General features: G+C 43.1%; 20 protein-coding genes. 10 read left to right on the top strand and 10 right to left on the bottom strand.

Annotated elements, in window-relative coordinates; all coding sequences use genetic code 11:
• Window positions 1-4: 4 nt before the first annotated feature.
• From IUZ65_RS19730 to malK, 6 genes are all read right to left on the bottom strand, one after another.
• A complete protein-coding gene (locus IUZ65_RS19730) occupies window positions 5-817 on the bottom strand; it encodes a phosphate/phosphite/phosphonate ABC transporter substrate-binding protein (RefSeq protein WP_195705731.1) in 813 nt (270 codons plus the stop codon).
• Window positions 818-890: 73 nt separating this feature from the next.
• Complete coding sequence (locus IUZ65_RS19725) at window positions 891-1,580, bottom strand: CpsD/CapB family tyrosine-protein kinase (protein WP_195705730.1); 690 nt, start codon at window positions 1,578-1,580, stop codon at window positions 891-893.
• A complete protein-coding gene (locus tag IUZ65_RS19720; RefSeq protein WP_195705729.1) occupies window positions 1,580-3,703 on the bottom strand; it encodes an SLBB domain-containing protein in 2,124 nt (707 codons plus the stop codon). Before IUZ65_RS19720 ends, IUZ65_RS19725 begins: the two co-directional genes overlap by 1 nt.
• A complete protein-coding gene (locus tag IUZ65_RS19715) occupies window positions 3,700-4,536 on the bottom strand; it encodes an OmpA family protein (protein ID WP_195705728.1) in 837 nt (278 codons plus the stop codon). Before IUZ65_RS19715 ends, IUZ65_RS19720 begins: the two co-directional genes overlap by 4 nt.
• Window positions 4,537-4,572: 36 nt before the next feature.
• Complete coding sequence (locus IUZ65_RS19710; RefSeq protein WP_195705727.1) at window positions 4,573-4,899, bottom strand: STAS domain-containing protein; 327 nt, start codon at window positions 4,897-4,899, stop codon at window positions 4,573-4,575.
• A 296-nt stretch (window positions 4,900-5,195) separates the two neighbouring features.
• Window positions 5,196-6,314, bottom strand: a complete 1,119-nt coding sequence (gene malK / locus IUZ65_RS19705) for a maltose/maltodextrin ABC transporter ATP-binding protein MalK (RefSeq protein ID WP_195705726.1) — start codon at window positions 6,312-6,314, stop codon at window positions 5,196-5,198.
• Window positions 6,315-6,836: 522 nt separating this feature from the next.
• On the opposite strand from malK, the gene malE reads away from it, so the two are divergent.
• The 3 genes from malE (at window position 6,837) to malG (ending at window position 10,611) form a co-directional block, all read left to right on the top strand.
• Window positions 6,837-8,018, top strand: coding sequence for a maltose/maltodextrin ABC transporter substrate-binding protein MalE (gene malE / locus IUZ65_RS19700; RefSeq protein ID WP_195705725.1), 1,182 nt, complete (start codon window positions 6,837-6,839; stop codon window positions 8,016-8,018).
• A gap of 122 nt (window positions 8,019-8,140) precedes the next feature.
• Window positions 8,141-9,709, top strand: a complete 1,569-nt coding sequence (gene malF, locus IUZ65_RS19695) for a maltose ABC transporter permease MalF (protein ID WP_195705724.1) — start codon at window positions 8,141-8,143, stop codon at window positions 9,707-9,709.
• A gap of 11 nt (window positions 9,710-9,720) precedes the next feature.
• The gene (gene malG / locus IUZ65_RS19690; RefSeq protein WP_195705723.1) at window positions 9,721-10,611 is read left to right on the top strand and encodes a maltose ABC transporter permease MalG; all 891 of its coding nucleotides are present in this window, start codon (window positions 9,721-9,723) and stop codon (window positions 10,609-10,611) included.
• Between the two features lie 63 nt (window positions 10,612-10,674).
• Here malG and IUZ65_RS19685 read toward each other — a convergent pair whose 3' ends face one another.
• From IUZ65_RS19685 to IUZ65_RS19675, 3 genes are all read right to left on the bottom strand, one after another.
• On the bottom strand, window positions 10,675-10,923 hold the full coding sequence (locus tag IUZ65_RS19685) for a hypothetical protein (protein WP_195706449.1): 249 nt from the start codon (window positions 10,921-10,923) through the stop codon (window positions 10,675-10,677).
• Window positions 10,924-11,119: 196 nt separating this feature from the next.
• The gene (locus IUZ65_RS19680) at window positions 11,120-11,605 is read right to left on the bottom strand and encodes an acyl-CoA thioesterase (RefSeq protein ID WP_195705722.1); all 486 of its coding nucleotides are present in this window, start codon (window positions 11,603-11,605) and stop codon (window positions 11,120-11,122) included.
• Window positions 11,606-11,739: 134 nt separating this feature from the next.
• Window positions 11,740-12,594: a MurR/RpiR family transcriptional regulator gene (locus IUZ65_RS19675; RefSeq protein WP_195705721.1), complete on the bottom strand. Its 855-nt coding sequence runs from the start codon at window positions 12,592-12,594 to the stop codon at window positions 11,740-11,742.
• 180 nt (window positions 12,595-12,774) lie between these two features.
• Here IUZ65_RS19675 and murQ point away from each other — a divergent pair, with 180 nt between their 5' ends.
• The 4 genes from murQ to IUZ65_RS19655 all read left to right on the top strand — a co-directional run bounded on the left by murQ (window position 12,775) and on the right by IUZ65_RS19655 (window position 20,385).
• Window positions 12,775-13,668, top strand: coding sequence for an N-acetylmuramic acid 6-phosphate etherase (gene murQ, locus IUZ65_RS19670; RefSeq protein ID WP_231363628.1), 894 nt, complete (start codon window positions 12,775-12,777; stop codon window positions 13,666-13,668).
• 51 nt (window positions 13,669-13,719) lie between these two features.
• A complete protein-coding gene (murP, locus tag IUZ65_RS19665) occupies window positions 13,720-15,183 on the top strand; it encodes a PTS N-acetylmuramic acid transporter subunit IIBC (RefSeq protein ID WP_195705719.1) in 1,464 nt (487 codons plus the stop codon).
• A 262-nt stretch (window positions 15,184-15,445) separates the two neighbouring features.
• The gene (sbcD, locus tag IUZ65_RS19660) at window positions 15,446-16,678 is read left to right on the top strand and encodes an exonuclease subunit SbcD (protein ID WP_195705718.1); all 1,233 of its coding nucleotides are present in this window, start codon (window positions 15,446-15,448) and stop codon (window positions 16,676-16,678) included.
• Window positions 16,675-20,385 (top strand): AAA family ATPase, encoded by a 3,711-nt coding sequence (locus tag IUZ65_RS19655; RefSeq protein ID WP_195705717.1) that lies wholly within the window; start codon window positions 16,675-16,677, stop codon window positions 20,383-20,385. Before sbcD ends, IUZ65_RS19655 begins: the two co-directional genes overlap by 4 nt.
• Window positions 20,386-20,440: 55 nt before the next feature.
• Here the strand turns inward: IUZ65_RS19655 and IUZ65_RS19650 are convergent, their stop codons facing one another.
• Window positions 20,441-22,333: a sigma-54-dependent Fis family transcriptional regulator gene (locus IUZ65_RS19650; RefSeq protein WP_195705716.1), complete on the bottom strand. Its 1,893-nt coding sequence runs from the start codon at window positions 22,331-22,333 to the stop codon at window positions 20,441-20,443.
• A 376-nt stretch (window positions 22,334-22,709) separates the two neighbouring features.
• On the opposite strand from IUZ65_RS19650, the gene IUZ65_RS19645 reads away from it, so the two are divergent.
• Genes IUZ65_RS19645 through IUZ65_RS19635 form a run of 3 tightly spaced genes read left to right on the top strand, consistent with a single transcriptional unit; the run spans window position 22,710 to window position 25,762 of the window.
• Entirely contained in the window at window positions 22,710-23,810 is a 1,101-nt protein-coding gene (locus tag IUZ65_RS19645; protein WP_195705715.1) for an ABC transporter ATP-binding protein, read from the top strand.
• Entirely contained in the window at window positions 23,803-24,906 is a 1,104-nt protein-coding gene (locus IUZ65_RS19640) for an ABC transporter ATP-binding protein (protein WP_195705714.1), read from the top strand. The genes IUZ65_RS19645 and IUZ65_RS19640 overlap by 8 nt, the downstream gene beginning before the upstream one ends.
• A complete protein-coding gene (locus IUZ65_RS19635) occupies window positions 24,899-25,762 on the top strand; it encodes a carbohydrate ABC transporter permease (protein WP_195705713.1) in 864 nt (287 codons plus the stop codon). Before IUZ65_RS19640 ends, IUZ65_RS19635 begins: the two co-directional genes overlap by 8 nt.
• Window positions 25,763-25,771 lie beyond the last annotated feature (9 nt).

Raw genomic sequence — 25,771 nt, 5'->3', positions numbered from 1 at the left:
CCTACTATTTCGTTTGAATGAGGTCAATATCCAGAGCTCGCACATCATCCCAGTCGCTATTTTTCGCGGGCATAAATGCTTTTATTTTCAATGGTTCTAATACTTTTGCACCTTCTGGAGTATTCGCAAGATTAGCAAAAAAGTCTTTAACTTGCTCTCGTAATTTTGAATCTATAGACGGGTGTGCCGCAATGGCATGGGGTGTGTAACCTTTGGTGGTCCAGATAGGGTTAAGTTGTTCTTTTATTTCTGAGGGCATCGCATTGAACGTTCTCATCACACCTCCACCCGCAGGAAAGAATCCTCTCGCTATCGCTAAATAGACTGAATCATGGGATGAAACATACTTAGGCGTGAAGTTAACGTTGGCGGCGTTTAGGTACGCTTGAGGAAGTATACTGGCCGCAAATGAAGCCGGTGCAGGGAACGCCATTTCGGAGTTATTGAGTTGCTCTACCTCCGTTATGTTGCTGTCTTTCTTTACGACAATGATGCCTTTTATCATTTTGTCTTTGGCTTTCGTTACAGCTTGGTATCCCGGTGACTGGTTAAATACAACAAAATGATAAGGATTCATGTAGGCAAAGCTATATTCTCCCTTAGCGAGGTTTTTTTCGAAGGTAGGAATATCACTCGTCGTCTTGAATACAAATTCATGCCCAGTCTCTTCTGAAAGTGCCTTTAATATGGGTGACCATTGTTTAGCAAGTCGACTTGCAGACTGCTGGGGTACAATACCAAAGGTATAATGGTGGGCCCAAATAGGTGCAGAAATGAGCATTATCAAGGATATTAGGATTGTTCTAATTATTATCATTATTTGCCCTTATCAATAATCTTTATCTTTTCAAATGGTTGTAGTACTAGTTTAGGTAATAATCCACTATTTACTATACTGTGATGGAGAGAAATTGATTCTTTTTTAGTTTATTTGTAATAGCGGATCGCCATTTACGAGGAAGAAAGGCCAGTCTGTTTATTTCTCTGTTGAGTTCGAATAATAAACTAGGCTGCTCTTTGGTGTTTAAAACGGTGCCAAGTAGCTGTATCTGAGATGAATTAAGTAGTTTCATCGCTTGTGTGACGTCATGTTTGTTTGTCACCCCTGCCAGTACAGTTAAAATGGTTCGGTCACAGGCTGTCGCAACAATCTGGGAAGGGATGTTACTCTTATTGATATTGAGTATTGGAGACGTATCTATCACGATGCGATCGAATTGTTTGCTCCATTCTTCTATGTTCTTTTTGAGATGTCCGGGCCGTTTATACGCGAGTTGTGCCGGAGGATTGATAGGAGAAGCAACGCCCGTAAAACACTGTGCTGAGCTGGTGTGTTCTAGCCAAAATTCATTGGGTTCTAACGAGGGTAATTCCAGCACACTAAAACTGGGTTTGTGGATATTGAGATCAATGATTAACGTGCGGTAACCTGCTAGCAGATACCGCTCGGTTAAGGCGATGGCTAATGATGTGACACCTTCGCCTGATTGGCATGAAGTGATACATAGTGAACGACAGTCAGCTAATTCGGCTTCGATAAAAATCTGTTCTATTTCGGCGTGCATTGCGGGTATAGTCATTAGATCGCCCCTATTAAAACAATGGTGGTTGCAATTTGAAGAACGTCTTTAAGGCCAAGGCGTATTTTTTCCGTTAAGCTTTCTCTTCTGTCGGGAATATAAATGGTGTCCCCAGCTCGAATGACAGGCAAATTTCGAAAACTGGCTGATTTGCTAAACTCAATGAGGTCAAAGGTTCTCGCTTGGCTTTGGCTAGTGGAAATATTGACGACGCTGATTTTTTCTAGGTATGCGTCCTCGCTTGGTCCCCCCGCTTCCGCAAGGATATCGAGAATCGTCATAGAATCGTTGAAAACGTATCGTCCAGGGTCATTTACCGCCCCTAGCACTCTTACAGTGCTCTCTTTAGAACGATCTAACCAATTACGGTTTTTCTCTGGCATGTAAATTGTGTCGCCCGGTTTTACCTTTGGTAGTAGGGACTCGTCGCCCGTCTCAAAGTATAGGGCTAGGTTCAATTTGCTCACTTTAGAATAACTCTTGTCTCTGTGCGTAACTCGAATGTTGTGTATATCGGCGTCCTTTGTTGGGCCATCGGCGGCAGACAATATATCCAAGAAATGCATTTCGTTAGTGAATCGATAACGGCCCGGCGCGTTTATTTGTCCAAATATGTAGATAGAAGCATCAGAACTTTGTCTGACCCATTGGGATTTGTTGTCTGATGGATCTTGCGGTAGGTCGTGGACGCGAACTATCGATCCGGCTGATATGACGGGTTGGTCTGATCGTCTCGCGCCTTTTTTGATAAAATCATCTAAATTGAAGGTCTGTAGTTCTTTTTCTCCGGTTGCTCTGTTAGTTGATACGACTTCTATTTTTGTCGTGTCGGCTCTACGTGTTGGCCCACCGACATGAGCGAGTAGGTCCATAAAGTCCATTTCATCTGACCACTCAATCCTTCCGGGCCTAACTACTTCCCCAATCACATTAACGGCGCGGTTAGGTGACACTTTTAGCCACGATTTTTCATTCATGTCGGTTTTTTCAGGTACAAAAATAGCGTCACCGGGCATGATCGATGGTGGTCGGTTGGTTCCTAGACCTTCTGTGTAGGCGGTTAAGTCAAATTTGATGACTTGCCCACCACTCTTAATTACGCGTATTTGTCTTGATTCTGCAAACCTTGTCGGGCCACCAGCATTGGCAAGGATGTCCATAAAGCTTGCCCCCGGTTTTCCTTCAAATGCACCGGGTGCGGCAACTTCACCCATTACGTAAACGGTGTTAGCACCCGATTTAATCTCCTCTTCTTGCTTAGGAACAAAAATGGTTGATCCAGGTAACAAGATAGGGAGGAGTTTGCTATCGCCTGAATCTAGGTAGCGTTTGAGATTGAAAAGGATAGGGTTGTTATCGGTAATAACACGAATCTGTTCAACGCTAGCGTAACGAGTAACGCCACCAGAACGCATTAATATATCGACTAAGTTTGTCTCGGCACTATAAGAGAAAGACCCCGGTGAGTTCACCTCGCCAAAAACTTTAATGGCAGATTTAGGGTCTGAACTGTCGCCTGAATTGGCCTGAGAAAGTGGGTTGAATTCTTGCTCTATATTGCCAACAAGCGGTGATGCTGGGACGAAAATTGTATCGAGTGAACGAAGTTTAGGCAGAACACTATTGTCGCCGGTATCAAGAAATTTTTTGTAATTGAAGACGCTGTTTTCCGAGCCTCTTTTTAACAGTATTTTATCTAACTGTGCACCAGAACGAAGACCTCCCGCGGAAGTGATCGCTGCCTGAACTCCTGCATTGCTAGGGATAGTAAATTGACCGGGTGATTTAACATACCCCTGTACCATGACGATTAATTGTTTCTTAGCGACATATACCTCGGCGTTACGCAGATCTCTAAAAGCGACAGAAAGGCGTTCGAGTACGATATTTTTGAGCTGCACTTCATCGTATCCGGCCACAAAAACAGCGCCAATCTCTGGCAGGGTTATTTGTCCTTTTTGGTCGACCTGGAAACCTTTATTTAAACTGCTTTCCCCGGGAAGGTTAACCTGTATGTTATCGCCAATGTTAACCGTCTCATTTGAGTCTGCTTGAGAGGCCGAGGTGAAAAGTAAGACAAATAGGCAGGTTAATGTGACTAAAAATAGATTTGTGGGTTTCATAATGAGCCCCTTGTGTTTAAGGCTACGGTCGAGTTATTACTTGAGATAATCTCAACGCTAACTCTTCTATTGGTTAATTGAACGGCCGCGGTATCACCCTGGAAAAGCGGTGCGCTTGAGCCGAGAGAACTGGATTTAATTCTCGCTGGGTTCAAGCCAAAAATGGTTAGGTATCGTTTCACCTGATTGGCTCTATCTAATGCTAGCGTTTCGTTGTATTCGACACTACCTGACGCGTCGGCATGGCCTGTTATAGCAAGCTTTAGATGCTTATTCTCTTTCAACATGTTGGCCGCCTGCGCTAGGTTCCCCATGTATTTTGGATTGATCTCACTTGAGTTCTGGGCAAATTGATTGTCAACGTTGAGCATAGCGAATAACTCGTTAATGACACCCAGTTCTTGTTGCTGGTCTTGTTGACTTGTTGGTGGTGTACAATCGGCCTGACTGGTGACATAAGTCAGCCGTTGTTCCAATTTGTTGAGGCTTTTTCTCTGGACAATGAGGTCGTTTGCGGCATCGAGTAACAAGTTGCCTTCAAGCTCTCTGGCGATTCTATTTTGCCTTTCTTGATTCTGTACAACCGCCGCGGGGAAGCACCATATAGCGCCTTCTTGTACTAACATGTCGAGATGAAGCTTACTTATTTGCCAGTCGAATCTTAGCCCGTGCTCGGGGCCGAGTGGTTCATCAGGTAAAACAGGGGAGAAGCCAGATTCAAAATCATTTTCTGCCAAGCCACCACGACCGCTTTCTGGGTAGCTACTACTACATGCAACTAGGTAGCTGATGCTAAAAAGGATTAATAGTTGTTTATAGGCGTTGTGTTTCATGCTGGCTTCTCCTTAAGTCTCGCATAGAGATGATATCTATGCGGCCTCTCTCTTTTGATTTACAGATATCGCTTGATTGATACGAAGCAGCGTAATAATTTCGAGTGGTTGTCCATGCACGTTTTCAATTCGCATATTTCTTTCTCGCTCAACTAATCGTTTGTACATGTATACGATGGCGCCTACACCAGAGGAATCTAAGAACAAAACATGCTTTAGGTCGATTTCGATCTCTGGATGGTTATCTTCCGAAAGGACTTGATCAATATGAGGGAGGGCTTCTTTGCTTCCATTTGCGTCCAAGTCTCCTGAAAGTTGAAGAGTAAGGAGTGTTTCACTTGCGTCTATTTTTCTAAGTTCCATGACAATGACTCTTTATGTGGTTGTGTGTAGATAGGTAAATACACTTTATGTGCCACATTTTAAGTTGTTGAAATAAAGGAAATATATTGATTTTTTGTTGATGTTAAAATGAGAGATTTGCGTATTCTCAATATGAGAATCGAATTGACGTGAGGTTAATGAAGAAGATTTGTCGCGTTTCCAATAGGCTATTAGGACATTTTTAGAGGGCGGAGTAGGTGAGAAAATAAAAAACCTTGCTAAGGATGAGCAAGGTTTTAGTGGTTACGGTTAGAGCGATTTGATTTGATTAGATTTTAATCAAAATCTATTCCATTCTCTTTGTGCCGTCGTCTACATGCTCTGCCATCACTATGGAACAGGTGACAACGATTGGCGGCTAGACCAATAGAGAACTTGTCCCCAACCTCTACCGCGAGAGTGTCAGGAGCGCGGTAAATAACATCCGCATCTGCGCTGTCTAAATGCAAATAGATCTGGGTTTCGTTACCGAGTTTTTCGACAATCTGAATATCACCCTCGATGGCGGCGTCGGCTTCTTCAGCATTTTGTAGATGCTCTGGGCGAATACCTAGCGACATACGTTCGCCTTTATTGACGGTTCTACCATCGACTGGAATCCAAAGCGTATTGCCATTAGAAAGTTGAACCTGTACACGCTCTGCTTCGACTTCTTCAATATTAACGCTCATAAAGTTCATTTTTGGTGAACCAATAAAGCCAGCAACAAAACGATTTTCAGGGTAATGATACAGTTCGAGAGGCTTGCCTACTTGAGAGACGAAACCGTCATCGAGCACAACGATTTTATCGGCCATTGTCATTGCTTCGACTTGGTCGTGCGTTACGTAGATCATGGTGCAACCTAGCTGACGTTGCAACTTGGTGATTTCGCTACGCATGTTTACGCGCAACGCGGCGTCAAGGTTGGACAAAGGCTCATCAAGTAGGAATACATTCGGCTGAGAAACAAGGGTACGGCCAATTGCGACACGTTGACGTTGACCACCAGAAAGTGCTTTAGGCTGTCTTTCTAGCAGATGACCAAGTTGTAATATTTCAGCAACATGAGATACACGTTTATCGATTTCAGCCTTGCTTGCTTTTGCAAGCTTAAGACCAAACGACATGTTGTCATAAAGATTCAAGTGCGGGTATAGCGCATAGGATTGGAAAACCATACCAACACCACGTTTCGATGGTTCAACGTCATTCATTCGTTCTTCGCCTATATAGAGGTCACCAGAGGTGATCTCTTCTAAACCAGCGATACAGCGTAATAGCGTAGATTTACCACAGCCTGATGGACCAACGAAAACAACAAACTCACCTTCTTTGATTTCTAAATCAACATTTTTGGAGATCAGTAAGTCGCCATAAGCTTTACATACATTCTTTAACGTGACGCTCGCCATGTAGCTTGTCCTCGATTAATTTTTTGTCTTATCGTCTAGCAGTATACAAATACTACGGTAGACAATAAAAAGTAGGAAACAGTTTTTGACTAAATGTTTTAAAAAAAGAGAGAGTTAGTAAGCTTACTTACGGTTATCTTAATATGTGCTTTGCAATTAACAACTAATCACTACTCTTGATGGTGTTTAGTTTCCAGTATTAATGCAATTTACACATCCTCCATTAGAATTAATTTCCAGGGGGAGTAGTGGGGGATGAGGCGTAGGAGGCGTAGAAATGCAAAACAAGATCCACTTCAAATAAATGGATGTGCAAAACGTGATTTACATCTCATATTATGGCCGTTGTGTGATGGGCTTCTCTGTCCAATGCAGATGACGATCACGAAAATTTCCCATACCATACGGGGCGTAGAATATAGGATGATGATTACTTACTCGTATTTTAAGATGATACAACTCGAAATATGGCTTATCGTTTAAAAAGAGCCCTACATCTCACATATAAAAAGGATATTAAACATGAAAAAAGCCCTAAGCACTGTTGCTGTATGCACACTAGCCGCTCTTGGTTCATTAAGTGCAAACGCAGCCATTGAAGAAGGTCAACTAACTATCTGGATCAATGGTGACAAAGGCTATAATGGTCTAGCGGAAGTTGGTAAGAAATTTGAAGAAGACACGGGTATTAAAGTGACGGTTGCTCACCCTGATGCACTTCAAGACAAATTCCCTCAAACAGCGGCAACTGGCGACGGTCCAGATATCGTATTTTGGGCTCATGACCGATTTGGCGGCTATGCAGAAGCTGGTTTACTAGCAGAAGTTAAGCCTTCGAAAGAAGTAACAGATGGAATTGTAGATTTTGCGTGGGATGCGGTTAAATATGACGGTAAGTTGATCGGCTACCCAGTCGCGATTGAATCCCTCTCTCTTATTTATAACAAAGATTTAGTGGCTACTCCTCCTAAGAGTTGGGAAGAAGTTGAAGCGTTAAACGCGAAGCTGCAAAAAGATGGCAAAACAGCCATTATGTGGAACCTAAAAGAACCGTATTTCACATGGCCATTAATGGCGGCTGATGGTGGTTACGCGTTTAAATTTACGTCATCTGGTTATGACGTAAAAGATGCGGGTATTGCTACTGATGGCGTTAAAGCGTCTATGAACTTTGTTAAAGGTCTTATAGATAAAGGTATAATCTCTCCGGATATGGACTACTCAGTATCTGAGGCAGAGTTTAACAAAGGCAACACAGCCATGACTATAAATGGTCCATGGGCTTGGGGTAATATCGAGAAGTCAGGTATTAACTACGGCGTTGCAACGCTTCCGAAATTTAACGGTAAATCTTCTAAGCCATTCGTTGGTGTGTTAACGGCGGGTATCAGCACGGCGTCACCTAACCAAGATCTAGCCGTAGAGTTTATCGAAAACTACCTACTTACTAACGATGGACTGCGTATGGTTAATAACGACAAACCATTAGGTGCAGTTGCTCTTAATTCTTTCCAGAAAGAACTGGATAGTGACAAGCGTATAGCGGCAACAATGGATAACGCAATGAATGGCGAAATCATGCCTAACATCCCGCAAATGGGTGCGTTCTGGAGCAGCGCCAAAAATGCAATCATTAACATCGTAGATGGTCGCCAAACCGTTGATGCTGCACTTGCAGACGCAGACAAGCAAATGACGAAGTAACAGTAAACAGATAGGGCCCATAGATTGCACAGTCACGAAAGCAATTGAAGGTCCTATTCATTTTTAGGAGGGGGTAACCTCTCCTTAGTATTTTTTATTTTTAATCGCTAGCAGGTTTTCTTATGCAGTCAGTTCAAGGTTCAGGTGCAACGGCATCTGCCGCATTACCTTCAAGCCAAAAAGTGTTTATCAAATGGGCATTATTGGCATCAGTAGGTATAGTGAATGGCTATGCCACAATTCTAATGTATTCTCGCGGTGAACTCGCTTTCGCTCTGCTTACAGTGGTGCTTACCGCTCTAGCTCTTTATATATTTGGTAGTAAAAAGACATACGCACATCGTTATATTTACCCGGGTATAGCGGGAATGATTTTATTCATTCTTTTCCCACTTGCTTATACTGTCGGTCTAGCGTTTACAAACTATAGTGCCAAAAATCAGCTGTCGTTAGAACGAGCGCAGACGGTATTACTCGATAGAACTTACCAGAGTGGTGAGAGCTTTCCATTTAATCTCTATAAAACTGACAATGGTCATCAACTTGTTGTCACGAAAGGCGAACAGCTACTCGCCACTGACAAGTTCACCCTAGAAGGCTTTGCGGAAACGGACCTTGACTTGAATATCGTGTCAGACATTCAGGGTGAAAAAGAGAAAATTAAAACAATCATTCAGAACAAAGTTTCTCTCGGTAATGTAGATTTACATATGCCTGATGGTTCTGATATCCGCATGAGTGGCTTGCGTAAGTTTGCTTCTGTCGCATCTCTGTATACGTTGCAAGATGATGGTGAATCCATGATCAACAACAAGTCAGGTGAGACATTGAAGCCCAATATGGACGTCGGTTTTTATCAAGTCATTGATGGAAACGGTGCATTTATTGGCAACACCATATCACCTGGGTTTATCGTCAATATTGATACTGCAAACTTCGAGCGTGTCTGGAAGGACGATGGAATCAAAGAACCATTTATTAGCATCTTCATTTGGACAGTGGCGTTCTCGGCGTTGAGTGTTGGTTTAACACTGGTTATTGGCCTTGTATTGGCGAGTGTTGTTCAATGGGAGTCATTGAAAGGGCGTGCCGCTTATCGCGTGCTGCTTATCTTGCCCTATGCTGTCCCTGCATTTATTTCTATTCTTATCTTTAAGGGCTTATTCAACCAAAGCTTTGGTGAGATCAATATGGTTCTGGAAACCATATTTGGATTGAGCCCGAACTGGTTCTCTGATCCTGTTCTAGCCAGAGTCATGGTCGTTATTGTAAATACATGGTTAGGCTTCCCATATATGATGATTCTTTGTATGGGTCTGCTTAAGGCTATTCCGGATGATCTTTATGAGGCATCGGCAATAGATGGCGCGGGGCCATTGAAGAACTTCACCAAGATAACGCTTCCTTTGATGCTTAAACCGTTGACGCCATTGCTCATCGCTAGCTTTGCGTTTAACTTTAATAACTTTGTGATGATTTACCTGTTAACCGGTGGTGGTCCAAACATGATCGGAACTTCAGAGCCTGCTGGTTACACAGATTTACTTGTGAGCTATACCTATCGTATTGCATTCGAAGGTAGTGGCGGTCAAGACTTTGGTCTGGCGAGTGCGATTGCAACGCTTATCTTCTTATTGGTTGGTGGTCTGGCATTATTCAACCTACGATTCACGAAACTTTCACAGGATTAAGGAGCAATATTATGGCAATTGTACAAGGTAAAAATGTGAAATATCGTGTATGGGCAACCCATGTTGCTCTATGGATATTCTTATCAATGATAATCTTTCCGCTGTTGATGGTTATTGCTATCTCGTTCCGTGAGGGTAACTTTGCAACGGGTAGTTTGATTCCAGAGAATCCATCTCTAGAGCACTGGAAACTGGCATTAGGCTTTTCTGTAACGAACGCAGACGGCTCGGTAACACCGCCGCCATTCCCTGTTCTTCTTTGGTTGTGGAACTCAGTGAAAGTCGCGGCAATATCGTCTATCTTCATCGTTGCGTTATCGACGACCTCTGCCTACGCATTTGCGCGTATGAAGTTTGGTGGTAAGAACACTATCTTGAAAGCAATGATGATTTTCCAGATGTTTCCTGCGGTGCTGGCACTTGTCGCAATGTATGCATTATTTGATAAGTTAGGTCAGTACATACCGTTCTTAGGCTTGAATACTCATGGTGGTTTGATTTTCTCTTATCTTGGTGGTATTGCGCTACACGTATGGACGATTAAAGGGTATTTTGAAACCATTGATAACTCACTTGAAGAGGCCGCAGCACTTGATGGTGCAACGCCATGGCAAGCATTTAGGTTGGTTCTGCTTCCACTTTCAGTACCAATTTTAGCGGTTGTGTTTATTCTCTCATTCATTGGTGTTGTCGGCGAAGTACCTGTCGCGTCGTTATTATTATCTGATGTAGATAAATACACACTTGCGGTAGGTATGCAGCAGTATCTCTACCCACAAAACTATTTATGGGGCGATTTTGCGGCGGCGGCTGTATTGTCTGCTGTCCCTATTACCGCAGTATTTTTGCTGGCACAGCGTTGGCTTGTCGGTGGGCTGACGGCAGGTGGAGTGAAAGGATAAGATAAGAAGCAATAGGGCGACCAAATGGTCGCTCTTTTTTATGCCTGAAATAGTTGTTGCTCGCTATAACTCTTTACTGGAAGGAGCACAGCCAACGTAGCGCATTAATACATAAATACTTTCTTCATGCAGGGCCACTTTTCTAAAAAGATCTGCAAAAATACCGTCGCCACCAAAACAAGTTTGGATGTAATGGTTAATATCCTCGTTTACATAACCTTCAACGTACATGGTACGTACCCACTGGTACTCTACTGCACTTAAGTTTCCTATTGTGTCATCACTTAGTGTAATTAGAGATCGGTCATCTATCAATTGAAGGCCTACCGTTATTTATTGTGGATGTTTGAGTTATATACAATGAGTTGAGGATTAGAACAGAAAAGCGTTAAAGAAAAATGACAACGGACAAAATGAAAAGCCGCCGACCTAAGATATTAGGGTGGCGGCTCTTTTTAAGGCTATTTTTATGGGCGTAATGACGTATTCATTACGATATGCGCAATGATTATCTCAGCATTTTTACATGCATTTCCATCTCTTCACCAATCTCTTTGCGCATGTTCATTAGTCTTATCGCAGAGTCACGCAGCTTGATGTCCTCTTCTTCTATAGGTATCCACTCGGGTATTTTAGTCGGCTTACCATTCGCATCTACCGCCACCATGATGACAATACAATGTGTCGTGAGCGTTTTATTCAACTCCTTAGGATCGCTTGCCTGAACATCTAGCGCGATATGCATTGAGCTACTGCCGGTATAGATAACCTTGGCGCTCACCTCAACTAAGTTTCCTACATGGATGGGAGCGACGAATCGTATGCCGCCAGCATAGGCGGTGATACAATATTTTCCGCTCCAGCCAGCTGAACAGGCGTATGCGGCCAAATCGATCCACTTCATAACGGCACCACCGTGCACTTTACCGCCGAAATTCACATCACCGGGTTCGGCTAGAAATCGGAGCGTTATGTCTCTTTGTTGTTCGGCCATTCTCATTCCCTTTTTATTTTTGGCTGCCCGCTAAGTATCAAGCAAAAATCGGTGACTTAAAAGGGGAATTCGATATGGAAACGAAATAGGTGGAATCACCGGCAGTGAAAGTTGGTAACGGCATGCAGCATCGCTTACAGTTCGAGTTTCTTTACCGCTTCCCTAGATTCACTGATCAGAGTTTCTGCCATCTCCCCTCTCTTTTGGATAAGCGCCATAAATATGAGGTCTATAACCGTATTTTGTGCCTCTCGAGATGAGATAGATGAGCTTCTCCAGCGGCTTTCATCTGCGACACAATCGAGGCAATAGTCGGCAATTTTCCTCAGCTCAGCGCCAAGTACGGAGGTTAAAGCCACGATAGGCACACCGTTACTCTTTGCTGACTGAACGGCGACGGAAACGTCCTTTTTGTTGCCAGAAAATGAGATGACAAATTGAACATCTTTAGGGGATAGAGTTTGAGCAACAGAGACTTGTACGTGCGTGTCGAGTTCTGAGATCGTATTGATACCGATTTTTAATAGTTTATAGCTGAAGTCTTTTGCTACCAATGCCGAACCACCAATACCGACCAATTGAACTCTTTGCGCGTTATCAATTAATTCGACAATGCTATCAAATACATCGTAATTAATGGATTCCGTTGTTTCTCGAATGGCCTTAATTTTTTCTTCTAATAATTTATGTGCAATATCAGGAATGGAATCTTCGATGCTAATTTCGTTGTGCAAGTTGTGAGATTCATTTGATGCCCGCTTTCTTCCCAACTCTTGGCTCAATGCTAATTTAAGTGCGGGAAAGCCTTTGAATCCTACTTTTTGCGCGAATTTAATGACGGTAGATTGACTCACGTTCGCTTGTTGGGCCATTTCTTGCGAGGACATTTTTAGTGCTTCTGAAGGTGTATCCAATATTATCTGAGCAATTCGGCGACTACTTGCCGATAAGTTATTCTTTAGATTTGTTATTTTTGTCAGCAATGCCATGTTTTATCACTCAGATTAAATGTTGTAGCCATTCATAAAATCATATCAGATTGCGTTAATTCAGGCATAGAAGAATAAATTATTCCTAAAAGGAATTATTTATTGCGACATAGGTTCAAGATTTGGAATTAAATATTCCATACACTCTGTGCATTACGCAGAAAATTGAAGGGATGTTTTGTGGACCTAGGCCAATTAGTGACAGAAAGTAGAAACGATTTGAGTAAAAATATTGACACACTGGCAACCAAAGAGATGTTGAAGGTGATCAACACTGAAGATAAGAAAGTCGCGGAAGCGATCGAACTCATCCTCTCGGAAATCGCTGAGTCGGTCGATTTTATAGCCAATGCCTTTCAAAACAACGGCAGACTTATTTATATTGGTGCGGGTACTTCTGGGCGACTCGGTATTCTTGATGCAAGTGAATGCCCTCCAACGTATGGCACTGACCCTGAGCAGGTTATAGGGTTGATCGCGGGTGGCCATCGGGCCATCTTACAAGCGGTAGAGAATGCGGAAGACGACAAGCAGGCGGGGCGCAATGACCTAAAGAAAATTCATCTATCAAACAAGGATGTTGTTGTGGGTATTGCGGCGAGTGGCCGTACACCTTATGTCATCTCAGCGATGGAATATGCGCGGGACTTAGGAGCAAAGGTCATCAGTCTTACCTGTAACCCAAAATCAGAAATGAATGCGATAGCCGATGTTTGCCTTACGCCAGTTGTCGGCCCTGAGGTCATTACCGGTTCATCTAGAATGAAAGCCGGTACGGCTCAAAAGCTTGTTCTAAATATGCTCACAACAGGGAGCATGATTCGTACGGGAAAGGTTTATGGCCATCTTATGGTCGATGTGGCGGCTACCAATGCGAAGTTAGTTGAACGCCAAAAGAATATTGTGATGGAAGCAACAGGGTGTGATCGACAGACGGCAGAACACGTGTTGGTGCAAAGTGGTGGCGACTGTAAAACGGCCGTCGTGATGGTGCTTACCGAGACAGATTTTAGCCGCGCAGATGAATTACTTCGAAAAAATAATGGATTTATTAGGGCGGCGATCAATCGTTAAATCCTTTGAATAAATAGCCGAAATAAACGTCATTACAACAGGGAATGAATAATGGTTAAGATAAATAACACGATGATTGAAACGATCATTAGACTTGTCGGTGGAGAAGGAAATATACAGCAATGTGGTAACTGTATGACCCGTCTTCGTCTGGTGTTGAGTAACGATGAGTTGGTTAACGACAGTGAACTAAAACGCGTGCCTGGTGTATTAGGTATTGTAGAAAGTGATGATCAGTTACAGATTGTCTTGGGGCCAGGAAAGGCACAAACCGCGGCGGAAATGCTGAATGCTATGATGGCTGAACGTGGCAACTCTGTTGATGAGTTAGTGACACCTGAAGGTCTAGTACTTGATATCTCAGATGTTGCCTCTGATCAGAAAAAGCAGGTGAAAGCCAAACATACCAGCGGCGTGCATAAATTTTTATCAAAATTTGCCACAATCTTTACCCCATTAATTCCCGGTTTTATCGCCGCGGGTTTGTTATTAGGCTTCGCAACACTGTTTGAACAACTCTTCATTAAAGCAGCCGATACTCCCAGTGAAGACTTAATCTATCTGATTGGTTACATGAAGGTATTTAGTAAAGGTCTATTCAGCTTCCTGAGCATATTGATTGGATACAATGCACAGAAAGCATTTGGAGGGTCTGGTGTCAATGGAGCCATTATCGCGGCCTTGTTTGTATTGGGTTACGACCCTGAGGCGACAAAAGGTTTCTATTCAGGTATCGACAGTTTCTTTGGTCATGGTATTGACCCTAGAGGGAACATCATTGGTGTTTTGATTGCCGCCATTGTCGGGGCCAAAGTGGAATGCTTTATTCGTCGATATATGCCAGACGATCTTGATATGATTCTTACTTCGTTCTTTACGTTGTTGGTCATGGGCGCGGTCACTTTCATCATCATCATGCCTATCGGTGGTTATCTTTATAGTGGGATGACCTGGCTGTTTTTGAACCTGAACGGTAACCCAATTGGTAGTGCAATTTTGGCGGGTTTATTCTTGATTTCCGTCATGTTTGGTATCCATCAAGGGTTCGTTCCTGTCTACTTTGCGTTAATGGACGTACAAGGGTTCAACTCACTGTTTCCTATTTTGGCGATGGCAGGCGGGGGCCAAGTTGGTGCGGCATTCGCTTTGTATAAAAAAGCCGGTAAGGACTCTCTTTTACGGACACAAATTAAGGGTTCAATTATTCCAGGTATTTTGGGTATTGGTGAACCATTAATTTATGGTGTAACGCTTCCTAGAGTGAAGCCTTTCATAACGGCATGTATTGGTGGTGCAGCAGGGGGTTTTTATATCGGTTTGATCTCCTATTTCGGTCTTCCTGTGGGTCTAAATACGGTATTCGGACCTTCAGGTATCGTTGCTCTGCCGCTTATGACATCCAATAGTGGTATCTTTATTGCGATGGCCGTTTATGGTTCTGGACTGTGTGTTTCTTATGCGGCTGGCTTTGCGGCGACTTACCTGTGGGGTACAAAGGACGTCGATTTAAGTTAATCTGAGTTCAGGAACACTTAAAGAACTAGGTAATATAATAAACAGTTTTAAAGGGCACATCGATGACGATGTGCCCTTTTGTTTTTACTGAGTTATCAATTGTTAAGCGAGAACCACAACCTTTGAGACCTCTGGATTGCCTAAATCCTCTCGGACACTATACAAAAACTCGCTTCTTTATAAGGGATCGATTGTATGAACTGCACTTAGTTGGCACAATCAAATAATCTTTAGTGAATAGCCTTTATCATAAGAACTTTCTATGCGAATTCTTCATACATCCGACTGGCATCTAGGGCAGTCATTTTTTACTAAAAGCAGGAAAAATGAACACCAAGCGTTTATTCAATGGTTGCTTGAGCTTGTTAAAGAACAGCAGGTAAACGCGGTAATCATTGCTGGCGATGTGTTTGATTCTGGCACGCCACCTAGCTATGCCCGAGAGCTATATAACCGATTCGTTGTGCAGTTGAACTCGCTTGACTGTACCTTGGTCGTATTGGGGGGGAATCATGATTCAGTCTCTATGTTGAATGAATCTAAGCCTCTTGTTGAATGTCTGAATACCCATGTCATTGCCAATACTTCAGACGATTTAGACAGCCAGATCATAGAACTGCCTTGTTCTGGAGACATCGGCGCGTTGCTATGTGCGGTGCCATTTGTGCGGGCAAGGGATGTCATGCAAAGCGTTGCGGGATCGTCTGGCAATGAGAAACAGAAACAATTAGGAGAGGCGATAAAGGGTCATTACTTGTCCCTTTATCAGAGAGCCGTGCAGCGCCGCAAAGAGAGGGATATACAGGTTCCAATTATCACGACAGGTCATCTAACTGCAATGGGTGTCACCAAAACTGATTCGGAGCGAGATATCTATATCGGCACACTCGATGCCTTTGCAGCTGATGGTTTTCCACCGGCCGACTATATCGCCCTCGGTCATATCCATCGCCCGCAGATAGTGGCGAAATCTGAACATATTCGTTATTGCGGTTCACCTATTCCTTTAAGTTTTGATGAACTTAAATCCACCAAACAGGTGGTGATCGTTGAATTTGAAAAAGAGAAACGCTCAGATATAAAAATTATTGAAATCCCCATTTTTCAACGAATGGAAATGATAAAGGGTGATCTAACCTATATAGAAAAACAGCTCGAATCGTATCGTGATGTTACCGATGAGCAGCCTGTCTGGCTTGCCGTTGAAGTCGAAGTACAGGATTTCCTTTCCGACTTACAGCAAAGAGTTCAGGCATTAACAGAAGACCTTAATGTTGAGGTGCTGCAACTACGTCGAGCCAGAGGACAGCAAACACAAAGCTTGCAACAGGAGCAGCTTGAAACCCTTTCTGAACTTACCCCTTTCGATGTGTTTGAAAAGCGAGTCGAACACGAAACGCTAGATAGCGAAAATGAATCTCAAAGGTTGGCAAGAATAAAAACGCGTTTTCACCAAATCGTTGAAGAAGTTGAAAATGGGGAGCAGAGCGAATGAAAATTTTAAGCCTACGTTTTCAGAATCTCAATTCACTAAAGGGAGAGTGGAGAATCGATTTCACTCAACCGCCTTTCTCTGAATATGGCCTGTTTGCCATTACCGGCCCAACGGGGGCAGGGAAAACGACGATACTGGATGCTATTTGTGTTGGCCTGTATCAAGAAACGTCGCGATTAGGGCCTATCACCCCCGCGAACAATGAATTAATGACGCGTGGCACTACGGAATGCCTTTCAGAAGTTGAATTTGAAGTGAAGGGCAAGGCTTACAGAGCATTTTGGGGGATGAAGCGAGCCAGAGGAAAAGTGGATGGTAAGCTCCAGCCCGCTACGGTTGAATTGGCTGAAGTTGAGTCAGGTAAAGTACTGGCAAACCAGCTAAAGAAAAAGGGTGAGCTAGTAGAGGCGATTACTGGTCTGGATTTTGGTCGATTTACAAAGTCGATGCTGTTGTCTCAAGGACAATTCGCCGCATTTCTAAACGCGAAAGAGTCAGAACGTGCGGAGTTATTAGAAGAGTTAACCGGAACAGAGATCTACAGCCAGATATCTCAAAAGGTACATGAACACTATAGCCAAGCCAAACAAGATTTAGCAGAGCTAGAAGCTCAGGCAAAAGGTGTTCATCTTCTCAATGAAGAAGAGAAACAATTGTTAACGGCAGAGCTTAATGCGTTAAGCGACAAGCAGACGGAACAAGTAAAACAACTTTCCGGCCTTGAGGCCAATGTAAATTGGTACATTAATGTCGAGAAATACAGCGCTGAGAAAGCGGAGGCGCAATCCCAATTAGACGTTGTTAAACTACAGTTAGAACACGCCAAACCCGATTTCGATAGATTGGCGGCGTGCGAACCCGCAGAGAAAATTCGTTCCCCATATATGCTTTTAAAAGAAGCGAATACTCACTTACAGCTTATTGAAGAACGCCTTGCGGATAAGCATCAAGCGATTCAGACGTTAGATAATCGAACGAAAGAACTCGAATTAATCTCAGTGAGTGCAACAGAAAAACAAGCGATAGAAAAGCAAGAGAATAACCAGTTAGAAACCTTAATTAATCAACAAATCATACCGCTTGATAATCAGATAAAATTAGAAAATAGCGCGCTTGGGACGATCAAAAAAAGGGTGACTGAACAGGAAGAACAGTATCACGGTTTTCAAGGAATCCAACAACGAGCACTTGCAGATAAGCAAGAGGTAGTGCAAGCGATAGGCGTTATCACTCAATTTCAGACCGACCATAAAGCCGATGCGTCGCTTAACCAGCATATGGGGAAATGGAGTGAGCAACTGAATCAAATTGAGCGTCATTCCGGCAATGTTCAGCAACAAAAACGCCATATTGAACAGTTAGGACAGCAGATAACTGTTCTAATTGAACAAGGTAAAACTAAACAACAAAGGCTATCTGAAAGTCGTGCTGAATTGGAACAAAAAAAACAGCGAGTGATAAAAACGGATGCCGAAAAACAGGCATTGCAGACGGCGTCTACACTTGTTGATACGCTGCCTCAGATAGAGATGCAACTGAGCGTTCTCAATCAAAAAATCGCAATAGTACAAACATTGCATGGCTATCAAACTCAATGGGTGGGTCATGAGACAGAAAAACAAGAGAAGTTAAGATCCAAGGTTGATATTGATAACCAGAAAAAAGAGAAAGAGACTCAGCGTGTTCATCTCAGAGAGCAGTATCGCTTACAAGATAGCTTGAAAGAATCGCTAGAAGAACAAGTGAAACAAGAGAAAGCGTTGCTGGAACAAGAGCAGGTATTAGCACTCTACCGGATCCAGCTAAAAGACGATTCCCCATGCCCACTTTGTGGGTCGGAAGACCATCCATTTGCCGAAAATATTGACCAACTATTTGACGTGTCTGCGAAGCAAACCGCGTTAGAAAAAGCCGCCGCAGAACTGATGGTCATTAAGACCAACGGGCTAAATATAAAGGGCGATATTGAATCCTTAATTCGCCATATTGAGGATGGTGACAAACGGATTAACTGGCTTGAAAAAGAGCAGTCAACATTATCACAATTATGGCAAAAAACGGCGGTGACCATTGACTATCCAGAGCCGATACAAAACAGCCAAGCGTTGAACGCCTATGCAATGGAACGAGAAACGCAACGTAATAAACTGTCGGACTTTACTGTGCAATTTCGCCATATTGAAGATCAGTTACAGAAAGCAAAGGAGAGTCTTTCGCAATCTGAACAAGCACACCATCAATTAGAGTCAGCGGCAAGATTACAACAACAGCAAGTCGAGCATGAACAGAAAAGCATAGATGAAGCGGTACAGCATTTACACAAACTAGAATCTGAAGCGACAAAACAACAAAGTGACCTGCTGAACAATATCTCGGATTGTGGCTATGTTATCCAACAAGAGACGAACTTAGTCTCTTGGTTGGCGTTAAAACAGCAAGATCTGGCTAAATGGCAAGCCAATGAGCTGAAGTTCAATGAGAGACAGAAAGAATATGCGGCGCTTCAATCCAACTTGGAGGCTCATCATCATCGATTGTCTGAGATAGAGATAAGCCTAGGAATTGAGAATAAGAAATTAAGCGATCAAGAAAAAACATTGGTTGATCTGGTTGATAGGCGAATTGAGTTGTTCGGCGAGAGAGTCGTGGAGCAAGAAAGACAACGTAGTCTGCATGCGTTTGCTCAGGCGGAACAAGCGCTGGCTAACGCGCAGAAACACTTCCAACAAGCCCTGCAAGAACAAAAGGCGGTAGAAGGGGAACGGAAGATCCTGAACGCCAACCTGAAAGCGGCAAAAGAAAAATGTGATGAACAACAGACTCAGTGGAATGGGTTGCTAGAACTCAGTCAGTTCTCCTCAACACAGGCGTTTGAGCTCGCGTTATTGGATCACGAAGAACGACATCGCCTAACGAACATGAAACAAAAATGTGTGATGGCATTGGAAAGAGCACAAGCCATATCTGATTCCGCCATCAAACAATATGACGCTTTAATGGCGGATGAGTATTCTGAAGAGTATCAAAAGGCGGGCAGATCCAGCATAGAGCAGAGCTTAAGTGAGCTCAAAGCGATCATAGGACAAGCGACGAAAAGGGAAGGTGAGTTGGCGAACGAGATTCAATCGGATCAGCGTCGTCGCAAAGAGCAGCAGAACCTGTTTGATCAAATTGAGCAGTACAGAGCGGCCTATGACGATATTCAGTACTTGCATTCGCTGATTGGCTCTAGCAGTGGCGATAAATTTCGTAAGTTTGCACAAGGACTGACCTTAGATAACTTGATTCACTTGGCTAACCGCCAGCTGTCTCGATTACATGGTCGCTACCAATTACAGCGTAGTCATGGAGAAGGATTAGAGCTCTCGGTAATGGATACTTGGCAGGGGGATGTAGTACGCGACACTAAAACATTATCGGGAGGCGAAAGCTTTTTAGTCAGCCTTGCTTTGGCACTGGGTTTATCGGATCTAGTGAGCCATAAAACCAGTATCGATTCGCTGTTCCTCGATGAAGGGTTTGGTACCTTAGATGCAGAAACGCTCGATTTAGCACTGGATGCATTAGATAGTTTGAATGCGTCTGGGAAGATGATTGGAGTGATAAGCCATATTGAGGCGATGAAAGAACGTATTCCAGTTCAGCTTAAAGTAAGTAAGAAAAGTGGTTTAGGAATCAGTGAGTTGGAGTCGAGTTATCGGGTTTAAATGATGGGTTCATAGACAAGGGTCATGAACCTTTCGAATATCTGTATCTTGCTTGTTATTTATGGCCGCATTCGCGTAAGCGTTTATAGACAGTATTTCTGCTTACGCCTAACTCGGCTGCCGTTTTTGAAATATTGCAGCTGAGCGATTGATACAGCGTTACTATGTCCTCTGCGGAGGGCTCAGCACTGATCGAATGTGCTTTGTTTTCTATATTAATAATGACAGGCTTAGCATTGTTTGCTTCCGCTTCTATATCCGCGAAAAAATCGTCCGGTAGATGTTCAAAGTCAATGGCTTCGTTGTCTGACATCGCCTGTCCAATTTGTATGACGCTGACCAATTGGCGAATATTTCCGGGCCAACTGTGCTGACAAAAACTCTGCATCGTTCGTTCTGTTATTTGAGCGTGATGTTTGTTTTCTGCGTAATAATCCAAAAGGAAATAGATCAGTTGCTTACGATCGCTTCGATGACGTAGTGCTGGTAGTTCTATATTTAACCCGCTGACTCGGTAGTACAAATCTTTGCGAAAAGTCCCCGCAGCGACCGCCTCTTTAAGGTTACAGTTGGTCGCAGAAATAAGCTTAAAATCAACGGGATAAGATTCAGTACTACCAAGAGGGTTGACTCTGCGCTCTTGTAATACTCGTAGTAGACGTGCTTGAACATTCATTGGCATGTCACCAATTTCATCCAAAAATAGTGTCCCTTTATCGGCTTTACGAATTAACCCTATATACCCTTTTTGGCTTGAACCAGTGAAGGCTCCTTTCTCATAACCAAATAGCTCAGACTCAACCAATTCTTGGGGAATCGCGGCACAGTTTACCGTGATCATGTTTTGTGTGGAACGTTGGCTTGAATGGTGCAGCGCTTTGACAAAAAATTCTTTACCAACACCGGTTTCACCGTAGATCAAAATAGGAATATCTTTGTTGATAATTCGCTTGCTCTGAGCGACCGCTTTTTCAAATATGGGGTCGCCAAAATTGAGTTCGTCTAGGTGAAATTTGTGTTGCTCTGATACGTGCTTTTTCTGCTCTTTAGGTTGCTTAACGAGGGTTCTAAAATCCAACACCTTCGATTTTGGCTGGGTAGGTTTATCCAATATACCGTGAACTCTAAACCCTTTGACGGTAAGTAACGGGACCTGAAAACCTTTCGGTTGGTTTATGAGTTGGTGAACATTGATATTGAACAGTTCAGAGATGTTTACCAGTTTTAAGTCGCTACCCAATATGAGCTCAGCACGATGATTGGCGGAGATGATTAATCCGTTTTCATCAAATACTATTAACCCTGACCACTGGCTATCGATATTCTCAACGCTGGTATTAAAACGCAGTAAAAAATACTCACTCTTGAAGTGAGAAATAATGATTTGGTTTTCTACCGCTTGTGACATGATTTTCACCATGCCTAACGTGTGAGAATCAGGTAAATATGTGTCGCTTGATATGTCGATAACACCAAGCATCTGGCGGTCTATGCCAAAAATAGGGGCGGCAGAACCGGTCATAAAACGATTGGAAATCAAAAAGTGTTCGTCGTGTTGAATTTGTACAACGCTGCCTGTTTTTAATGCTGTGCCAATCGCATTTGTTCCAAATGTAGATTCTCTCCAATCGGTGCCCGGAACGAATAACTCTTCTCGGCTCTTCTTTATCTGTTGTTCACCCCAACTCTTAAGCACATAGCCTTGATGGTCAGCCAACATGACTTGGCTCTTACTATTAATCAGCAAATTTTCATAACAAGGGAGGACTTCGTTGCGAGTGGTTTCGATAAGGCGATGGTGCTCTTCAAGCAGCGATGACAGTGAACCACCTGTTATATGGTCAACATTTGGTTCTGATTGATGAGTAAGTCCCGACTCTCGACATCGCATCCAAGATTGTTTGATCGTTGTAGCATGGTCAACTTTCGTAGCGGACTTTTTAAGCATGAATGACTTCCCATCTTCTCAAATGATGAATTTAATAGTGAGCGTATAACCTGAGTGTTTTTTCGTAGCCATAGTGTGCTTACATTTGCGAAACAATACATTAACCCCCATCACATAACTCATACAAATATCAGTAAGCTGTGCCTGAACAGTTTGGTTTACATTCTGTTCACACACTTAACAACGATTGTTCAATTAAATAACAACTGAACAGGAGGTAGAATTCATATAATTTCTATAAATATTCATTTATAACAAACGGTTAGATTGGATTTTAAAATATGGCATGAATTTGGCAGTACAGCTAGGGAATTGGCAAAATTGAACAGAAAATTAATTTTGCATTGCAGTTAATCAAAATGGAGATTATCGCTGTATGTCCCTGACATTGGAAAATGTAACACAAATAGTGGACGGTCAGTATTACATTAATCAGGCAAATCTCAGTTTTGAGCCTGGATCATTTAATGTACTGCTTGGTCGAACATTGTCTGGAAAAACGAGCTTGATGCGTCTGATAGCTGGATTGGATAAACCGACTTCGGGTCGTGTATTGATGAATGGCGTAGATATGACTGGTGTTCCAGTCCAGAAGCGTAATGTATCCATGGTGTATCAGCAATTCATAAACTATCCAAGCATGACGGTGTACGACAATATCGCCTCACCGCTACGACTGGCTAAGGAGTCGGAAGCCACGATCAAACAGAAAGTGATGGAAATTTCTGACATGTTGCGCATCACCCCTTTTCTTTCTCGCTTACCTTTAGAACTTTCGGGTGGTCAACAGCAGCGTACTGCGATGGCTCGCGCGTTGGTGAAAGATGCCGACATTATTTTATTTGACGAACCTTTGGTTAATTTGGATTACAAATTACGTGAGGAATTACGTCAAGAAATGCGTAATTTATTCGCTGAGCGTAACACCATCGCTGTTTACGCAACGACCGAGCCTAACGAAGCTCTGGCGTTGGGTGGTACCACGACCATACTTCATGAGGGGCAGATAATTCAGAGCGGCCCAACGGCTAAAACCTATCACTCGCCGTGCAATGTTATTGCGGCAACCTTATTCAATGAACCGCCTATTAATTTGATTACAGGCAACATAACCAAAGCCGAAGTGACCTTCGATAACACGGTGCACTTTCCGTTGACGTCCGAGCTTCTGTCTCTAGATGAGGGGGAGTATCAATTTGGAATACGTCCGAGTCATTTAAGTTTGTTACCGAAAAATGATGATGATTTGGAAATTTCAGTCCAAGTAGAAGTGGCAGAAATTAGTGGTTCCGAAACATTCTTGCATGTGCGTAATGAGCACTTTCAAATGGTATTGCATTTATCTGGCGTGCATAACTATAACGTGGATGAAAAAATCAAGATTTATGTGCCAACCCATAAACTCAATGTATTTCAAATGGATGGTCAATTAATCCAAGCTTCCAGTCGCAGAATCGAGGGTAACTATCATGGCTGAAATCCACCTAAAATCTTTAGCGCATAGTTATGATAGGACGGCAGCGGAACCAGAATATGCAATTAGAGAGATGAACCACGTATGGCAGGATGGCGGCGCTTTTGCTCTCCTTGGACCGTCAGGTTGTGGGAAATCTACTTTGCTTAATATTATTTCTGGTTTGCTGGAGCCTTCAGATGGCGACGTATTGTTTGACGGAGTGAGGGTCAATGATATTCCACCGCAGGATCGTAACATTGCTCAGGTTTTCCAGTTTCCTGTCGTTTACGACACCATGTCTGTTTTTGACAATCTGGCATTTCCATTGCGCAACATGGGGGCCAGCGACGCAAAAATTCAATCCAAGGTTGGCGAGATTGCAGCCATACTTGAACTAACCGATGTACTGAAGAAAAAAGCCGCGAACCTTACCGCGGATGAGAAGCAGAAAGTATCGATGGGCCGAGGTTTGGTACGTGATGATGTGTCGGCTATTTTGTTTGATGAACCTCTTACGGTTATCGATCCGCAATTAAAGTGGAAACTGCGTCGAAAGTTGAAGCAAATCCACGAGCAGTTCAATACCACTATGGTGTATGTCACCCACGACCAACTTGAAGCTTCTACTTTTGCAGACAAAATAGCCTTGATGTATGAAGGGCAGGTTGTTCAGTTTGGTACGCCGCGTGAGTTGTTTGAAAAACCAAACCATACATTTGTAGGCTACTTCATCGGTAGCCCAGGTATGAATTTTCTAGAAGTAAAGCGTTGTGAAGAAGGCGTCTGTTTTGGAGAAAAGATATTTACCCTTAACGAACAAGAACTGAAAGCGTTGGAAAAGTGTGATTCAGACAACTTAAAGATAGGTATCCGGCCGGAATTCATACATGTTTGGGACAAACCAAATGGTGAAGCTTACAAAGCCGAAGTCGAATTTGTTGAAGATCTCGGAACCTATAAAATTGTTAGCCTTAATCTAGATGGACTTTTAATTAAAGCACGCCTGCAAGAAGACCAACCTGTTCCAGAAGGTAACGCTTTTATTAGCTTTCCAGATCAATGGTTAATGCTTTATGTCGACGAGTTTCTTGTCTCTAAGGGTGAAAATAATGAATAAATCTCGTTCCAACAAGGCATGGTTCCTAGTTCTACCCGTTGTTCTGCTGGTGGCGTTTAGTGCCGTTGTGCCGCTTATGACTGTGGTCAACTATTCGATTCAAGATATTTTTGACGTCAACACACGTATCTACGTTGGCACCGAATGGTACCGAGAAATTTTGAGTGACCCTAGATTACAGGATTCATTAGTACGTCAGTTTATCTTTTCCGGGGCCGTGTTACTGATAGAAATTCCTCTTGGGATCGCAGTGGCCTTAATGATGCCTAAATCTGGCAACTGGTCTGTCGTGACTTTGCTGGTATTGGCTTTACCTCTTTTAGTACCTCTGAATGTAGTGGGTACGATTTGGCAAATCTTCGGTCGTGCAGATATAGGGCTCTTTGGTTGGGCACTAAATGAAATAGGCATGAATTATAACTATGCCGCTAATCCTATGGACGCTTGGTTTACGGTACTTCTGATGGATGTCTGGCATTGGACATCGTTAGTGGCGTTGCTTGCTTATTCAGGTTTACGCGCTATCCCAGATGCCTATTACCAAGCGGCGAGTATTGACCGAGCATCTAGTTGGGCTGTTTTCCGTTATATCCAACTTCCTAAACTAAAAAGTGTTCTGTTGATTGGTGTGTTACTCCGGTTCATGGATAGTTTTATGATTTATACCGAACCTTTCGTACTCACAGGTGGTGGCCCAGGCAACTCAACCACTTTCTTGAGCCAGGCATTGACTAAAATGGCAGTAGGACAATTTGATATAGGACCTGCTGGTGCATTCTCTATTATCTATTTCTTGATAATCCTATTAGTCAGTTGGCTTTTCTATACTGCTATGACCCATGGCGATAGCAAATAATTAACGCAA

This window comes from Vibrio sp. VB16, from assembly GCF_015594925.2.
In the GTDB taxonomy this organism is placed as follows: Bacteria; Pseudomonadota; Gammaproteobacteria; order Enterobacterales; family Vibrionaceae; genus Vibrio.
This window is presented reverse-complemented; position numbering and strand designations above follow the sequence as displayed.

What these genes read in the sequence shown, in the direction of transcription:
- IUZ65_RS19725 (WP_195705730.1), bottom strand. Translation starts at nt 1,580, where the DNA reads ATGACTATACCCGCAATGCACGCCGAAATAGAACAGATTTTTATCGAA.
- sbcD (WP_195705718.1), top strand. Translation starts at nt 15,446, where the DNA reads ATGCGAATTCTTCATACATCCGACTGGCATCTAGGGCAGTCATTTTTT.
- IUZ65_RS19675 (WP_195705721.1), bottom strand. Translation starts at nt 12,594, where the DNA reads ATGGCATTGCTGACAAAAATAACAAATCTAAAGAATAACTTATCGGCA.
- malG (WP_195705723.1), top strand. Translation starts at nt 9,721, where the DNA reads ATGGCAATTGTACAAGGTAAAAATGTGAAATATCGTGTATGGGCAACC.
- malK (WP_195705726.1), bottom strand. Translation starts at nt 6,314, where the DNA reads ATGGCGAGCGTCACGTTAAAGAATGTATGTAAAGCTTATGGCGACTTA.
- IUZ65_RS19710 (WP_195705727.1), bottom strand. Translation starts at nt 4,899, where the DNA reads ATGGAACTTAGAAAAATAGACGCAAGTGAAACACTCCTTACTCTTCAA.
- IUZ65_RS19720 (WP_195705729.1), bottom strand. Translation starts at nt 3,703, where the DNA reads ATGAAACCCACAAATCTATTTTTAGTCACATTAACCTGCCTATTTGTC.
- IUZ65_RS19715 (WP_195705728.1), bottom strand. Translation starts at nt 4,536, where the DNA reads ATGAAACACAACGCCTATAAACAACTATTAATCCTTTTTAGCATCAGC.
- IUZ65_RS19650 (WP_195705716.1), bottom strand. Translation starts at nt 22,333, where the DNA reads ATGCTTAAAAAGTCCGCTACGAAAGTTGACCATGCTACAACGATCAAA.
- malE (WP_195705725.1), top strand. Translation starts at nt 6,837, where the DNA reads ATGAAAAAAGCCCTAAGCACTGTTGCTGTATGCACACTAGCCGCTCTT.
- IUZ65_RS19635 (WP_195705713.1), top strand. Translation starts at nt 24,899, where the DNA reads ATGAATAAATCTCGTTCCAACAAGGCATGGTTCCTAGTTCTACCCGTT.
- malF (WP_195705724.1), top strand. Translation starts at nt 8,141, where the DNA reads ATGCAGTCAGTTCAAGGTTCAGGTGCAACGGCATCTGCCGCATTACCT.
- IUZ65_RS19730 (WP_195705731.1), bottom strand. Translation starts at nt 817, where the DNA reads ATGATAATAATTAGAACAATCCTAATATCCTTGATAATGCTCATTTCT.
- IUZ65_RS19655 (WP_195705717.1), top strand. Translation starts at nt 16,675, where the DNA reads ATGAAAATTTTAAGCCTACGTTTTCAGAATCTCAATTCACTAAAGGGA.
- IUZ65_RS19645 (WP_195705715.1), top strand. Translation starts at nt 22,710, where the DNA reads ATGTCCCTGACATTGGAAAATGTAACACAAATAGTGGACGGTCAGTAT.
- IUZ65_RS19640 (WP_195705714.1), top strand. Translation starts at nt 23,803, where the DNA reads ATGGCTGAAATCCACCTAAAATCTTTAGCGCATAGTTATGATAGGACG.
- murP (WP_195705719.1), top strand. Translation starts at nt 13,720, where the DNA reads ATGGTTAAGATAAATAACACGATGATTGAAACGATCATTAGACTTGTC.
- IUZ65_RS19680 (WP_195705722.1), bottom strand. Translation starts at nt 11,605, where the DNA reads ATGGCCGAACAACAAAGAGACATAACGCTCCGATTTCTAGCCGAACCC.